At 63.1% G+C, this 15,451-nt stretch carries 7 protein-coding genes; all 7 read right to left on the bottom strand.

All coding sequences use genetic code 11. The features are described from left to right. Positions 1-99: 99 nt before the first annotated feature. Positions 100-1,515, bottom strand: a complete 1,416-nt coding sequence (locus ACP691_RS15330) for an efflux transporter outer membrane subunit (RefSeq protein ID WP_426151791.1) — start codon at positions 1,513-1,515, stop codon at positions 100-102. Then, positions 1,512-2,411 carry an efflux RND transporter periplasmic adaptor subunit gene (locus tag ACP691_RS15325; protein ID WP_426151793.1) on the bottom strand — a complete coding sequence of 300 codons (900 nt, stop codon included), beginning with the start codon at positions 2,409-2,411 and terminating at the stop codon, positions 1,512-1,514. Before ACP691_RS15325 ends, ACP691_RS15330 begins: the two co-directional genes overlap by 4 nt. Continuing rightward, positions 2,408-2,617 (bottom strand): DUF1656 domain-containing protein, encoded by a 210-nt coding sequence (locus ACP691_RS15320; RefSeq protein WP_040259428.1) that lies wholly within the window; start codon positions 2,615-2,617, stop codon positions 2,408-2,410. Before ACP691_RS15320 ends, ACP691_RS15325 begins: the two co-directional genes overlap by 4 nt. Next, positions 2,614-4,695: an FUSC family protein gene (locus tag ACP691_RS15315; RefSeq protein WP_426151820.1), complete on the bottom strand. Its 2,082-nt coding sequence runs from the start codon at positions 4,693-4,695 to the stop codon at positions 2,614-2,616. Before ACP691_RS15315 ends, ACP691_RS15320 begins: the two co-directional genes overlap by 4 nt. Then, positions 4,692-5,147: a MarR family winged helix-turn-helix transcriptional regulator gene (locus ACP691_RS15310; protein WP_426151795.1), complete on the bottom strand. Its 456-nt coding sequence runs from the start codon at positions 5,145-5,147 to the stop codon at positions 4,692-4,694. The genes ACP691_RS15315 and ACP691_RS15310 overlap by 4 nt, the downstream gene beginning before the upstream one ends. A 202-nt stretch (positions 5,148-5,349) precedes the next feature. Then, on the bottom strand, positions 5,350-5,688 hold the full coding sequence (locus ACP691_RS15305; RefSeq protein WP_040259425.1) for a hypothetical protein: 339 nt from the start codon (positions 5,686-5,688) through the stop codon (positions 5,350-5,352). A gap of 105 nt (positions 5,689-5,793) precedes the next feature. Beyond that, positions 5,794-15,396, bottom strand: coding sequence for a tandem-95 repeat protein (locus tag ACP691_RS15300; protein ID WP_426199730.1), 9,603 nt, complete (start codon positions 15,394-15,396; stop codon positions 5,794-5,796). Positions 15,397-15,451: the final 55 nt, after the last annotated feature.

Genomic DNA, 15,451 nt, shown 5'->3' with positions numbered 1-15,451 from the left:
TCACGGTGGGAGCTAGCGCCAGCTAGCGAAAAGGCTTTCTGATCGAGCACTGTTCGTCAGCTTCGCAGGCTCCCATCGGGTTCATCGCTTCGCCGGTTGCTACCGCTCCCACCCGCCACCCAAGGCCAGGAAGAGGTCGATCTGGCGCATGGCGACCTGGGTGTTGGCTTCGGCCAGCTGAGCGCGGGCGCTGGTATAGGTACGGGTAGCCTGGAGGTCTTCCAGGAAGGATTGGCGTCCGGCCAGGTAGAACTGATGGGTCTGGTCCGCGGCCTGGTGAGCTGAGCGTTCGGCTTCGGCCAGGGCATCGCGACGCTCAAGGGCCGCGGCATAGCTCGAGAGGCTGGTTTGCGCTTCGCGTACGGCATTGAGCACCACCCCATCGAAACTGGCCAGGGCACCCTGGGTGGCCGCCTCGGCTTCGCGGATACGGGCGCGGGCGCCGTTGGTAGGCACCGTCCAGCTGATCATCGGGCCGAAGCCCCAGCGGTTGGTGGCCGGCCCGCCCAGATCCTCCAACAGCCCTACAGTACCTACAGTGGCGCCGATGCTGATGTCCGGGTACAGCTGGCCGGTCGCTACCCCGATACGAGCGGTGGCGGCGGCCAGCTGGCGCTCGGCCCGGCGGATGTCCGGACGGCGCTTGAGCAGGCTGGCGCCATCGCCTACCGGCAATAGCTGGGCGATATGGGGAAGTTCCGCGCAGTCCCCTACCCCGGCGGGCAATTGCTCCACAGGCTTGGCGAGTAACATGGACAGGCGATACAGGCCCGCGGCGCGCTCGGCTCGGTAGCGCGGCAGCTCAGCACGCAAGGATTTGAATTGGGTCTGGGTGCGGGTGACCTGGGTTTCATCACCGCGCCCCGCGTCACGCAGCCGCTGTGCCAAGTCTACCCCTTGCTGTTGCAGTTGAAGGGAGCGCAGGGCGATGTCACGCTCTTCATTGGCCGCGCACACCTGGGTATAGGCCCGTACTACGTCGGCCACCACCGTAATGCGCGCGGTATCAGCCGCGGCCTGGGCCGCGTCGGCATTGGCATTGGCCGCTTCCACGCCGCGCTTGAGCGTGCCCCACAGGTCAAACTGGTAGGACGTCTTGATGGAGGCAGCGCCTATGTTGTCCACCGGCACCTTCTCGGTAAGGAGAAACGCCTGCCCTGACTCCTGCAGGCGCTGGGCTTCGGCGCTGATACTGGCATTGAACCCTCCCTCAGCCTCGGCTTGCTCGGTCTGGTAGCTTGCCCGTGCAATATTCGCCGCCGCCACACGCAGGTCAGTGTTGGACGCCAGGGCCTGGCGTACCAGCGCATCCAGGCGCGGGTCATGGTACAGCCGCCACCAGTCGTTCGGCACAGGCGCCGATATGACGTTAGGGTTGTCGGCGCCGAGATTGCCTTGCAGGTCGGGACGCTGCAGCGCCGCGTTGCCTGGGAGGTGATAGTCCGGGCCCACGGTCTGGCAGGCCGCCAGGCTTACCAGACCAGTCAGCGTCAGGGCTCGCCACAGACCGTTCATTGCGCCGCCTCCGGCTGGCCCGCTGCCGGCGCATCATCGAGCAAGGAAACAGTGGCGGTACGCCCGGCGATCATGCGGAAGTCCTTCGGCACCTGGTCGAAGGCGATCCGCACCGGGATACGCTGCGCCAGGCGTACCCAGCTGAAGGCAGGGTTTACGTTGGGCAGCAGGTTGCTGCCGCTGCTGCGGTCGCGATCTTCGATACCCGCGGAGATACTCTGCACATGCCCGGTCAGACGGGCCGTGTCGCCCATGACGCGGATATCCACCGCCTGGCCGACATGGATATGAGGCAACTTGGTTTCTTCGAAATAGCCATCGATGTGAAAGGAATCGGCATCGACCACCGAGAGCACCGGGCGACCCGCACTGACGAACTCGTGCTCCCGGGGAGCGCGATCGTTCACATAGCCATTGACCGGGCTGCGCACTACCGAGCGATCCAGGTTCAGCTGGGCGGCGTCCACCGCGACCTGGGCCTCGAGCAGGGCTGCCTGGGCACGGGTTTCTCGGGACTGGCTTTCTTCCAGTTGCTCTTTGGCCACCAGGTTGCCGAGGCCCCGGTTGCGCCTGTTCTCACGCTGCGCCTGGGCCAGGGTTTCCTTGCGATCGGCCAGCCCTGCCTGGGCCTGGCGCAGGGCCAGGCGGAAGCGATCCTGATCGATGGTGAACAACACATCGCCGCGCTTGACCCACTGGTTGTCATGCACCGGCACCTGTTCGATCAGGCCGGACACGTCCGGGGCGATCTGCACGATATCGGCACGGATATGCCCGTCCCGGGTCCAGGGCGCGAACATGTAGTACATCACCATGCGCCATACCAGCACCACGGCGAGCGCCACCACGATCAGAGTGAGAAAGAGGCGGCCAAAGGTCAACAAGGGTTTTTTCATGTCATCAGGCTTCGGCAGATTACGTCCACCGCGCTCAGCAGCACGGCATAAAGGGCAATGTTGAACAGCGCCCGGTGCCACACCAGGCGATAGAAATGCAGCCGGTTGAGCACGGCATGCACCGCCAGGAACAGCCCATAGGCGATGGCCATGATCCCCAGCAGGGTCGGCAGGAAGATCCCGCCGATATCCAGTTCACCGATCACAATGGCGCTCCATCGATACCATAGGGAGGCTGTTCTTGCGCCTGCTCGCCTTCCACCACCATTTCAGTCCCCGGCAGCAGCGCCAGGCGCAGGCCACTCAAGGCCAGCAGCAGATGGGGACAGGCGTCGCTCGCCAGGCTATTGCCCAGGCCACGGCGGGCACGATCCAGCGTCTTGAGAATGTCCAGGGGCGCTGGCAAGCGCTCTCCTGCTTTCAGGCAGGCCGAAAAATAAGCGGCGACCTCTTCCACGACTTGCTGCAACGACGCTTGGGCTGAAGGCTCCACGCGCCGCGCATAGGCCAGGATGTCCAGCAGGTTGAGGGCCACTCGCACATCGCGCAGGGCACCGCCGGTATCCTGGCCAACCTGCCCCAGACGCGGCAGCAGTTGCATCAGCCGGTCCAGCAGGTGGACCGCCATCTGCCGGTGCTCCTGCAAGGTGCCGGGCTCGCCAAGCCGCACGATGTCTTTCCAGCCGAAGCGGGTCAGCCGGCGCGCTGCCGCCTCGGTGCCGAAAGGCCGCACAACGAGTGTCCAGCAGAAGGCGAACAGCAGCCCGGCGGGGCCGGCGATATTACCGTTGATGAAACTCATGAAGTCCGCATCGTATTGGCTCTGGATACTGATGAACGTGGAGCTGTTGACGATGGTAAGCAGGGTGCCCAGATAGAACTTCGGTTGCACCGTTAGCGCGCCTATCCAGATAAAGGGCACCGCGAACGCCAGCACCAGCATGGCGAAGTCATGCAGGTTGGGCAGCACGAGGAACAAATACAGGCCCGACAGCACCACGGACACCATGGTCCAGAAGAAGAACCGGTAGATCTGCGGCGCCGGGTCGTCCATGGAAGCGAAGAAGCTGCAGGACACGGCGGCGAGCACCACGGCGCTGGCCCCATCGGCCCACCCGGTCAGCATCCAGATAGCGCTGGCGGCGATGATGGCGGTCACCGAGGACAACGCCGAATACAGCAACAGGCCTCGGTCGAAGAACGGCGTCAGCCGCCCCAGGCGCCAATGCCGGTACACGGCTTTCCAGGGCTGGCGCTGTTCGCTGGCGATGGCCAGGTGCAGCGTACGGCAGTCCTGCCACAGGTCTACCCACTCTTCGAGCCGGTAGAGGGCGTTGGCCAGCAGCAGGTTATGCCGGTCCCCCAGCGCCTCGTTGGCGGGGCGGGCCTGGTCGATCTGCCCGTGCAATGCCTGCCAGGCCGCTTCGCCAGGCGCGTCGGCGCTGGCGCTCACCCAGCGCTGGGCATGCTCCAGGATCGGAGCCATCCGTGCCGCCAGTTCGGGCGTGCGACGCTCCAAGGCCACCAGGGCGTCATCCAGCGCATCGATGGCCGGCAGAAGGTGAATCATCCGCCCGCGCAATTCCTTGCGATTTCGCACACTCTGGGGCGTAGCGCCTTCATGAGAAAGCTGGCCGATCATCTGCTCCAGGGAGTTGAAGGTCACCACCATGGAGGCCCGCAGCGGGGCCACGTCCTCCGCGCTGACACTTCGGGACAGATAACGCAGGCTGTAGTCGCTGGCTTCCTTGAACCATTTGTCCAGCGCCCCGGACACCACCGGTGCCAGCCGCCGCGGCCAGAAGATCGCGCCGACCACCGCCGCGCAGACGATGCCGATGAAGATCTCCTGGGTACGCGCCGAGGCCACGTCGAACACGGCCGCGGGGTTATCCACCACTGGCAGGGCAATCATCGGCATGGTGTAGCCGGCCAGCATCAATGCATAGAAATTGGCGGTGCGCAGATGCAAGGAAAGGAACAGCAAGGTACCGGTCCACAGGCCAACCACGATGGCCAGCAAGGCCGGCGCCTGGACAAACAAGGGCACCAAAAGCACGGCCGCGCTGGCCCCCAGCAAGGTCCCCAGAAAGCGATAGACGGCCTTGGAGCTGGTCGGGCCCACGTAAGGGCTGGACACGATATAGACGGTGGCCATGGCCCAGTACGGCCGCGGCATTTCCAGCTTCAAGGCAATGTACAGCGCCAGCATGGACGCACAGAAGGTACGCACCCCGTACCACCAGTCTTGGGCAGGGGGTAGGTCGCTGAAAAAGCCTTTCAGGATGCCCATACGGCTGACCCCTGCCCGGCTTCCTCGAAGGCCCGCACCACCCGCAGGGCGGCTTCCAGGTCCGCTTTTTCCACCTTCTTGAGCACATCGCGACGCAGCCTCACCAGTTCGCCCTCGATGGCTTCGGCCAGGCTGCGACCCTCGGCGGTGAGGCTCAAGGCCTTGGCGCGCCGGTCGGTGGTATCTTCGGTGCGTATCACCAGGCCCTGGGCGCACAACTGGTCCAACAGGCGCACCAGCGAAGGGCTTTCCAGGCCGGCGGCCTGGGCCACCGTAACCTGGCGCACCCCATCACCCAGGCGCACGATCACCAGCAAAGGCACCGCGCATGCTTCGGAGATACCGTAGTTGGCCAAGGTCGTCTGGCAGATACGCCGCCAATGCCGACCGGCGACGACCAGGCCACTGCTGACGTTCAGCTGGAGCTTGTCGAGTGTGTTCACAGGCACCACATGATTGATAGGTTGCTAACTATCAATATTCGAGCAAGCTTACAGTGTAGTCAATAGTTACAAATTGCCAGAGTGATGGGTGGTGTGCGTGGAGAGGCGCCTGCTGGGCTGCCAACAGGAAAACAGCGAAGCGGGTGAGTCCGGCAGGCACGCTGCACGGATTGACTCGCTTCGCTGTTTCCACAGGAGTTGCTTAGATAAGGCCGGTTTCTTCGTCGTTGATCAAACGGCTCAAGCCCCCCAGGGCTTCGCGGGCCTGGGTGCGGTCGAGCAGCTTGGCCTGGGCGGCGGGTGGGAGGTCGGTGATGCGGATGACGCCTTTGCTGGTGAGCAGCTGGATCAGGTCGTCCAGCACCCGCACCATGTCCAGGTCACTTTGGCGCAGTTGCTTGAGGCTGGTTTCCACCGCCTCGCTACTGAACCAGGCCTGGATATCCAGATGGTCGGCGGCCAGGGTTTCGGTATAGCCGGGAAACTCTGTTGGCTGGACCCGCATAAGCTGGCCTTCGCCATTGCGCTCGACATAGAACATCACAGAACCCTCATGATTGGTGCCCTTAGCATAGGGCAAGCACAGGCGGCACTACCAGCACCTGGGGCAGCACCACCCGGGGCAGCAGCCCCGGGGGGCTTGGCGTCAGGCGTGATCGACCTTGATATGGCTGTCCGCGCCGGCCACCAGGCTCTTGAGCGCATCGTAGCCAATGCCGCTGACCTTGATGGTGACGTCCGCCGCCGCCGCGTTGGTGCTTTCCGAGGCGGTGGAATTCAACTTGCCCGCGCTGCTGACCAACAGGGTGGCGGTGCCATCGCTGTCCTTGCCCACTTGCAGATACTGGGTCAGGTCGCTGCCATGGCCGGACAGCAGGTCGCTGAGGTCGATGACATCGCCCTGGCTGGTGCTGAAGTCCGTAATGGTGCTGGTGCCAGCATCGCCCTTGACGAACATGAAGGTATCGGCACCCGTGCCGCCGGTGAGGGTATTGCTACCGGTTCCACCCAGCAGGATGTCATTGCCCGCGCCGCCGTTGAGGATGTCATTGCCGCCCTGGCCGAACAGGATGTCATTGCCATCGCCCCCCAGGAGCGTGTCCGCGCCACCCGAGCTGGTACCGGTGAGCTTGGCGATATCCGCCACATGCTCGGTCACGTACTGGTGCAGCGCCGAATCGCTCACGCTGCTGACCTTGGTGACATCCGAGACGTAGGCACGCAGGTTTTCCACGCCATCACCGGAGTAGCCGGTCAGCTTGATGGCATCACCGAAGATGATGTCATTGCCGGCAACGCCGTTGATGGTGTCGGCCCCCGCCGGGATAGCCACGTCGTGACCGAGGATGGCGTCCGCCAGCTTCGATGGGTCGACGTTGGTCTGTACCTTGCCGTCGGTGTCGTAGGGCTTGAGCTTGTCAGCCGAGATCGAGGAGTTGATCCCGATGGCTTCGACCGTTGGGCTCACTGCTTGGAGTGCAGCATAGGCGGACTTGGCGTCGGCGGTAGCCGCGTCGGTGGAGCCAGTATTTGCTCCTGTGGTGTCGGTGACATCATAAGTACCATTGCCTTCAGCATGGATCTTGCCAATGACCGTGGATACCCATTTGCCGTTTACCGTCGTCCATTGCAAGACGTTCCCCGAGCTATCCACAATTACCCGATCGGAGCCGCCAAACCTCGCCGTCACTGTCTGCCCAGAACCGATGGTGTACTTGGCTGTGGTAACAAGTTCATCCAACGTATGAGATGTGCCACCAACTGTATAAATCGTCGGGTTGGCATTTTGGTAAGTATTCGGCTCACCATCGGTAATGAAGTAGGTCAGGTTCGTGGCATTGGTATTGCTCGTCGCCGTGGTGCTGCTGAAGAAGTTCGCCGCCGTCTTGAACGCGTCCTCGTAGTTGGTGGTTCCGCCGCTGGTCATGCTGTTGAGCACGGCAGTGAGCTTGGACAAGGCATCGCTGTCTGCCAGGTTCACCGTGACGGTCTGACGGACGTTGGTGTCGAAGTCTTCCAGGAAAATGTTCACCGTGCCGGCGCCGTTGCTCTGGGCGCTGGCCTTGAGGCTGTTGAACACGTTGGTCAGCGACTTGACCGCGGCCGCCACGGCATCGCTGCCCATGCTGCTGGAGGTGTCGACGATGAACGCGATGTTGTAGTTCTGCCCCTTGACCAGCTGGGTGCCGGAGGTATCGCCGGTCATGATGTCGTTGTTGACGGTGCCGGTGGAGCTGCCATCGCCCGCATTGCCGTCCTGGTGGCTGTACACCGCCGGGGTGACGGTGATCGGCAGGCTGGTCACGGTGTCCAGCCTGGAGGTGCCGTCCACGGAGGTGGTGGTGACCTGCAAGGTGTCGGTGCCGTTGTGGTAGGCCGCCGGGGTGTAGGTCAGGCTGGTGACCGTCCACTGGCTGACATCCACTTCGGTATTGCCCGTGGTGGCCGTGAAGCTATGGCCAGCGCTGTCGGACAGGGTTGCGCCCACCGGGATGCTGCTGATCTTGGTAACAGTCGCGGTTTCCGAACCGTCGGTATCAGTGGTATTGGCGACGAGCTTGAGCGTGGTCGAGTTGTTCTCGACCAGGGTCTGGTTGCCGTCCACCTTGAGGGTAGATACATCCGCCACCGGCGCCACGCTGATGCTCAGCGTGCTGCTGGCGCTGTAGGCCGCGCCGTCGTAGGCTTTGTAGGTCAGGGTGACCGTGCCCGACGCGTCCTTGGACGGGGTGTATTTCAGGTAACCGCTGTCGATGGCAGCCTTGGATACCAACTGGGTGCTGCCCGCAACCAAGGTGACCCACGTGCTGCCATCCTTGTACTGCAAGGTGCCCTGGCCGGCGGCAGGCGCGGTGACCTGCACGCTCAGCTTGCTGGCTGATGTATCCACATCAGTGACGCTGAAGTTGCTCCATTTCAGCACCACTGTCGTGTCTTCATTGGTCGAAGCTGAGCCGGCTGCCGCCACGGGGGCATCGTTCACCGCCGTGACATGGACCTGCCCACTGACCGCCACCGAGCTGGCGCCGCCGTCGTTGACCACCACGCTATAGCTGCGATCGACCACGCTCGGGTCTTCGCTGGTGTTGGCGTAGGTGATCGCCTTGATGGCCGCTTCATAGTTGGCCAGGGTCGAGGTCCCGCTCAGGGTCACGGTGATCTTGCCGCTGACGCTGGTGTCGATGGTCGCGTTGATGCCGCTTGGCAAGCTTCCCACCTTAAGCACGTCGTTAGCCTGGGCATTGCTCAGGGTCACGGTAGCGCTCTTGAGGGAGTTGCTGCCGTCGGCATCGCTGATGCTCAACTGCTTGACCAGGGCGGTCGGGGCGGCGTTCTCCACGTAGGTCACGTCCGCGGTGGTGCCGTTCGCCGGGGTCAAGGTAACCACGGGGGCGTCGTTCACCGCGTCGACGGTCACGCTCAGGGTGCCAGTGCGTACTTCAGGCGCGGCAACCCCCTGCTCGGTCGCCGTGGCGGTAACGGTCAGCGTGAAGGTGCCGTTGTAGTTCAGCGGGGTGGTGATCGACAGCTTGGACAGGTCGAGCCCATCGACCACGGCCGAACCGTTCTTGTCGAAGGTGACGGTACGGGTGCCGTCGCTCAAGGTGCTGCCGGCTGGCGCGCCGCTGAGGGTGGTGACGTGGGTCTCCGAGCCGTCGGTGGTGTCGCCATAGGTAACGCTGATCGGCGCCAGCTTGATGGCGGTGTCTTCCAGGCCGTGGTTCAGGCTGGTCGCAGTGTAGTAGCCCTCCCCATTGCTGCCATGCAGGCTGGACACATCCAGGCCAGCGTTGGTCATGTCCTGGACACTGCCGAAGGTCGCCAGACTTGCCAGTGAGGTAGCCACGCCGTTGACCAGCAGGGTGACGTTGTAGTTGCCCGGGCCGCTCTGGTTGTAGTGGTACAGCTCGAAGGTGTAGTAGCCGGTGTCGGTCGGCGTGAAGCTGCTGCTGCTCACGGTGCCGGAGTTCTTGCCCCAGCTGGCCGTGGCCACGGTAGTGCCGCCCAGCTGGATCGCCAGGCTGTCGTCGCCGCTGCCGCTGAAGCTGTAGGTCTTGCCCGCTTCCAGGTACACCAGACCGCTGATCTTGGTCGCGGTGCCGGCGACCAGGTTGCCGCTCGAGGCCATGGAGGTAACGCCATGAATGGTGGCGCTGCCATCTACCTTGGTGCCGCCCAGGGTATTGATCAATACCTGGGTATTGGCGCCGTTGCCGCCGCCCACGTCCAGGCTGGAACGATCGCTTGGCGTCCAAGTGTCCTTGTTCAGGCCAGTGGAGGTGATGTTCGCACTGGCGACGCTGACCACCGGAATGTCGACCACTGGGTTGACGGTGATCTTCAGGGTGCTGCTGACGCCCGTATTGGTGGTGTAGGTCACCTCCGGCACGGTGCCGGCCCAGTCCGCGGTCGGGGTGAAGCTGTAGGTGCCATCAGTGGCGACTTTCAGGGTGCCCACGCCAAGGTCGATATCTGTGCCGGTAGCGTAGGCATGGCCGCCTACGCTGACCGAACTGATGCTTAGAACGTTGTCGGCATCGCTGTCATTGCTCAACAGGTTGCCGCTGGCCTGGCCATCTTCGTTGATGGTCCTGCTGTCTGCCTGAAGCACGCTTGGGTCGTCCACCGCCTTTACGGTCAGCGTGCTGTTATAGACCGTAGTCTGCGCCGGGTCGCGAGCCAGGTTGTTGCCGCCGGCATCCGTCACCTGCACGGTCACGTTACGCACGCCGTCCACGGGTGTATCGGTGCCGTTGGAGAACTGAATGGCGTTGATCAGCGCTTGGTAGTTACCAACCGACGAGGTGCCGCTGAGGGTGAAGGTCTGGGTGCCGTTCACCACATCGCTGGCGACCAGGGTCACGCCCGACGGCAAGGTGCCGGTGAAGGCGACAGTATCGCCGGCGCCCAGGCCACTGATGGTCACCACGGCCTTGGCCAGGGTCGTGTTATCCACGTCGGAAATGGCCAGTCCATTGACAATGGAGGTAGCCGAATCGCCTTCGGTGAAGCTGGCCGACAAGCCGCTGACAACAGGCGCGTCATTCTCTGGCACCACTGCAACGTGGGAGATGCCAGTGGTGGTCGCGCCCTTGTCATCGGTGACAGCGATGGTGATGTTGCGGGTTTCCGAGCTTGGGTTTTGCGAGCTGTTGTTGAAGGTAATGCTGTTGATCACGGCCTGGTACTGGGCCGGGGTCGCATCGCCGCTCAGGCTCAAGGTGATGATGGCTTTGCCATTGGCATCCACACCTTCGACGATAGAAGCGCTGATGCCGCTGGTGCCAGTGTTCACCGCCAGGCTGTCGCCAGCGTGGGCATTGGTCAGCACCACGGTCGCGCTCTTGAGCGTCGGGCTGTCCACGTCGGTCAGCTTCAGGTCCCGAGCGATCAGCGCTACCCCTTGGCCGGCATGAGGCGTTTCGCCCGCCGCTGGGGTTTCGATGAAGGTGTTACCGAAGTTATTGGTGTTGGTGCTGCCGTCAGCATGGGTAATTACCGGGGCGTCATTCACCGCCTTCACGCTGATGGCGGCGGTGCCGGTGTTGGTGCTGGTCGCGCCCTGGTTGTCGGTGGCGGTGTAGACCACGCTGGTGCTGCCGTTCCAGTTGGCGTTCGGCACGAAGGTCAGAGTCGCGCCATTGCCGGTCGCGGCGATGGTGTCGCCGGCTTTCACGACGCTGAGCGGATCGTTGGCATCACGCAGCAGCACGCCATCGGCCGGGACCGAGGTAATGGTGAAGTGGTCGATGCTGCCGTCCACGTCGCTGCCACCCAGGGTCACGGTGACCGGGCTGTCTTCGTTTCCAGTGGCGGAGCTGTTACCAGCTACCGGAGCGTCGTTGACCGCATTCACCGTCAAGGTGCTGTTGTAGACAGTGGTCAAGGCTGGGTCGCGGGCCAGGTTGTCGCCACCGGCATCGGTGACCGCCACGCTCACGGTACGCACACCGTCCACCGGGGTATTGGTGGTGTTGGAGAACTGGATGGCACTGATCAACGCCTGGTAGTTGCCGACCGACGAGGTGCCGCTGAGGGTGAAGGTCTGGGTGCCGTTCACCACATCGCTGGCGACCAGGGTCACGCCCGACGGCAAGGTGCCGGTGAAGGCGACAGTATCGCCGGCGCCCAGGCCACTGATGGTCACCACGGCCTTGGCCAGGGTCGTGTTATCCACGTCGGAAATGGCCAGTCCATTGACAATGGAGGTAGCCGAATCGCCTTCGGTGAAGCTGGCCGACAAGCCGCTGACAACAGGCGCGTCATTCTCTGGCACCACTGCAACGTGGGAGATGCCAGTGGTGGTCGCGCCCTTGTCATCGGTGACAGCGATGGTGATGTTGCGGGTTTCCGAGCTTGGGTTTTGCGAGCTGTTGTTGAAGGTAATGCTGTTGATCACGGCCTGGTACTGGGCCGGGGTCGCATCGCCGCTCAGGCTCAAGGTGATGATGGCTTTGCCATTGGCATCCACACCTTCGACGATAGAAGCGCTGATGCCGCTGGTGCCAGTGTTCACCGCCAGGCTGTCGCCAGCGTGGGCATTGGTCAGCACCACGGTCGCGCTCTTGAGCGTCGGGCTGTCCACGTCGGTCAGGCTCAGATCACGCGCGATCAATGCCGGGCCTTGGCCTGCATGCAGGGTTTCCCCCGGTGCCGGGGTTTCGATGAAGGTGTTGCCCAGGGCGCCGCTGTTGGTGCTGCCGTTGGCAACGTTCTTGCCTGAACCATCGGTGATCACTGGAGCATCGTTCACCGCCGCTACGTTGACGGTCACAGTGCCAGAGGTGGTACTGGTCGCGCCCTGGTTGTCGGTGGCGGTGTAGACCACGCTGGTGCTGCCGTTCCAGTTGGCGTTCGGCACGAAGGTCAGGGTCGCGCCGTTGCCGGTCGCGGCAATGGTGTCGCCGGCTTTCACAACGCTGGACGGGTCGTTGGCATCACGCAACAGCACGCCATCGGCCGGGACCGAGGTGAGGGTGAAGTGATCGACAGTGCCGTCCACATCGCTGCCACCCAGGGTCAGGGTGACCGGGCTGTCTTCGCTGCCGTTGGCGGTGCTGTTGGTGACCAGCGGAGCGTCGTTCACCGCCGCCACGTTCACGGTCACAGTGCCAGAGGTGGTGCTGGTCGCGCCCTGGTTGTCGGTGGCGGTGTAGACCACGCTGGTGCTGCCGTTCCAGTTGGCGTTCGGCACGAAGGTCAGGGTCGCGCCGTTGCCGGTCGCGGCAATGGTGTCGCCGGCTTTCACAACGCTGGACGGGTCGTTGGCATCACGCAACAGCACGCCATCGGCCGGGACCGAGGTGAGGGTGAAGTGATCGACAGTGCCGTCCACATCGCTGCCACCCAGGGTCAGGGTGACCGCGCTGTCTTCGCTGCCGTTGACGGTGCTGTTGGTGACCAGCGGAGCGTCGTTCACGCCCGCTACGTGCACCACCAGGTCCTGGCTGACGCTTTGCGGCGCGGCGTTGCCGTCTTGCGCGGTAGCGGTCACGGTCAGGGTGTAATCGCCACTGGCATTGGTCGGCGCGGTGAATTTCAGACTGGACATGTCCCAGCCGCTGATATCGACCGTACCGTTGGCGCCCGCGGTTACGGTGTGCGCCGCGGTACCATCGGTCAGCACTGCGCCTTCGGGCAAGTTGCTGATCTTGACCGTAAGGGTTTCGGAACCGTCGATATCGGTGGTGGCTGCCTTGATGTTCGACAATAGGATCGGCTGGTCCTCCAAACCGCTATTGCGAGTTTCGACCAGCTGAATATTGTCGAGCAGGCCGCCCACGCCATTCTTGTCCGCCGCCACGAATTCCAGCCTTTCACTACCATCGACGCTGACTGGCAGGTTCAGGGTGTAATGGGTCATCCCCGCCGAGCCAGCGGAGAGCGTAGTGATCAGCTTGCCGCCCCAGAACACATTGATCGTAGAGTTGCCTTCGGCGCCCGCGCGCGCCGAGTAATCGAACGAAACCGTATAGGTAGCGCCCGCCTTGGCGCTGACCGTGGTGTAGAGGTTGCTGGCATCGCCACCGTTACGCTCGAGTTCGATGACCTGGCTGCCGGTATTGGCGCCGTAGGTATTGCCAGAGCCGATTTCCACGGTCTGCGGCTGGTTGTCGGTGTGCCATTCGCCGCCGCCCAGCTTGCCCACGTTCACTGTGGTGTAGCTGCCGGCATTCACTTCCTGGAAGTTGGTCGAAGCGACCGTGCTCTGGCCGATCAGGCTCAAGGTCGGGATGTCGGTTACCGGGTTCACGGTGACCACTATGTTGCCGGTATTGGTGGCGGTACTGCCGTTGGCGGCTTCGGTGGTGGTGCCAGTGACCGTCAGGGTATAGGTGCCGCTGGCATCCTTGGCCGCGCTGAAGCTGATGTTGGACAGGTTCCAGCTGCTCACGTCCACGGTGCCATCGCCACCGGCAATGGCGGTATAGCTGTGGCTGCCGTCGGTGATGGTCGCGCCGGTCGGGATACCGCTGATAACGGTGGTATGGGTTTCCGAGCCGTCGTTGTCGGTGTAGCTGGCGACAGTACCCAGGGCGATGGAGGTGTCTTCATCACCACTGACGGTGCGGGAATCGACGATCACCGCGGCGTCTGCCACGGGAATGACTGTAACGTTGAGCGTAGCCGTACTGGTTGCCGACTGGCCATTGGCACCTTCGGTAGAGGTGGCGCTGACCGCCAGGGCAATGGTGCCGCTGTAGTTGGCCGCCGGGGTAATGCTCAGGGTACTGAGATCCCAGCCGGTTACGTTGGCGCTGCCATTGGTGGCGGTCGCGGAGAAGCTGTGGCCGCTGGCGTCTTGCAGTACGGCGCCGCTCGGTATGCCCGAGATCGTGACATTGGTGATGGTTTCAGAGCCATCAGTATCGGTCAGAGCTACGTTGATGGTGCTCAGCTTGATGGTGGAATCTTCGACACCATGGTTGAGCGCGTAGCCGGCGTAATAGCCTTCACCGTTGGCGTCCAGATGAGGGACGACATCCAGGCCAGGGCTGGTGATGTCGGCAATGTTTTTGTAAATCGGGTAGTTGTCGCTGGTAAGCAGCTTGGCATCCGCGCCATCCACCGACATCAGCACTTCGTAACGGCCTGGGCCGTCCTGGTTGTACTGATACACATCCAGGGTATAGAAGCCCGTGACGCTCAGGGTGAAGCTGCCATTGAGGCCGACCGCCAGGGACGCAGAGGCTACGAGCTGACCGCCCACGGTGATCGCCATGCTGTCATCGACGCTACCGCTGAAACTGTAGGTATGGCCGGCCTCCAAATAGATAACGCCCGAGGTCTTGCTGGCCACGCCCTGAGGCACGTCGGCATCGACCACGCTATTGACGACCTGGCCCGCCACGCTCTTGTCGGCCGCGCCGATGCTGCTGACCAGGGCCGCGGCTGGCGCGCCCCAGCCATTGCCTTCCATGCCGGTCAGGCCGGTCCAGGTTTGCTTGTACAGGCCAGTGGATACGACGTTGTCTGGCGTGATGGACAGGCTTGGGGCATCAGCGACCGGGTTGACGGTCACGTTGATGGTATTGCTCACAGGCTGGCTGCTGGCGCCATTGGCGGTCTCCGTCGCCGTGCCGGTGACGGTGAGGGCCCAGGTGCCGCTGACGTTGCTGCCTGCGTTGAAACTAATGTCCGAAAGCTTCCAATCGCTGACGTCGACGGTGCCGTCACCGCCTACCTGGGAGGTGTAGCTATGAGTGCCGTCGGTGAGGGTAGCCCCCACTGGAATGCCGCTGATGATGGTGGTGTGGCTTTCCGAGCCGTCGTTGTCGGCGTAGCTGGCAATAGTACCCAGCGCGATGCTGGTGTCTTCGTTGCCACTCACTGTTTGCTGGGTAACGGTGGCGCCATCGGCAACCGGGGTCACGTTGATGGTGATGGTGTTCGAAGTTGTGGCAGTGCTGCCGTTGGCGGCTTCGGTCGAGGTACCAGTCACTACCAACGTAATGGTGTCGCTGGAGTTGGCTGCCGGGGTCAGGCTGATGCCTGACAGGTTCCAGGAACTGACATCCACGGTGCCGTCGCCAGTAGCGGTCGAGGTGTAGGAGTTCGTACCGTCGCTGATGGTGGCGCCAACAGGAATGCCGCTGATAACGGTGGTATGGGTCTCGGAGCCGTCGTTGTCTGCATAGGTGGCCACGATGCCCAGGGCAATGGACGTATCTTCGCTGGTGGTCAGGGTCTGGGCCGGAACCACGGCGGCATCAGCCACCGGCGTTACCGATACGGCGATGGTGCCCACGGTGGTGCTGGTGGCGTTATTGGCCGTCTCGGTGGAAGTGCCAGTAACGGTCAGG

The organism is Pseudomonas sp. DC3200b2, from assembly GCF_049895785.1.
GTDB lineage: Bacteria > Pseudomonadota > Gammaproteobacteria > Pseudomonadales > Pseudomonadaceae > Aquipseudomonas > Aquipseudomonas massiliensis.
This window is presented reverse-complemented; position numbering and strand designations above follow the sequence as displayed.

Coding starts and splice junctions, on each gene's coding strand:
- ACP691_RS15305 (WP_040259425.1), bottom strand. CDS start 5,688: ATGTTCTATGTCGAGCGCAATGGCGAAGGCCAGCTTATGCGGGTCCAG.
- ACP691_RS15330 (WP_426151791.1), bottom strand. CDS start 1,515: ATGAACGGTCTGTGGCGAGCCCTGACGCTGACTGGTCTGGTAAGCCTG.
- ACP691_RS15325 (WP_426151793.1), bottom strand. CDS start 2,411: ATGAAAAAACCCTTGTTGACCTTTGGCCGCCTCTTTCTCACTCTGATC.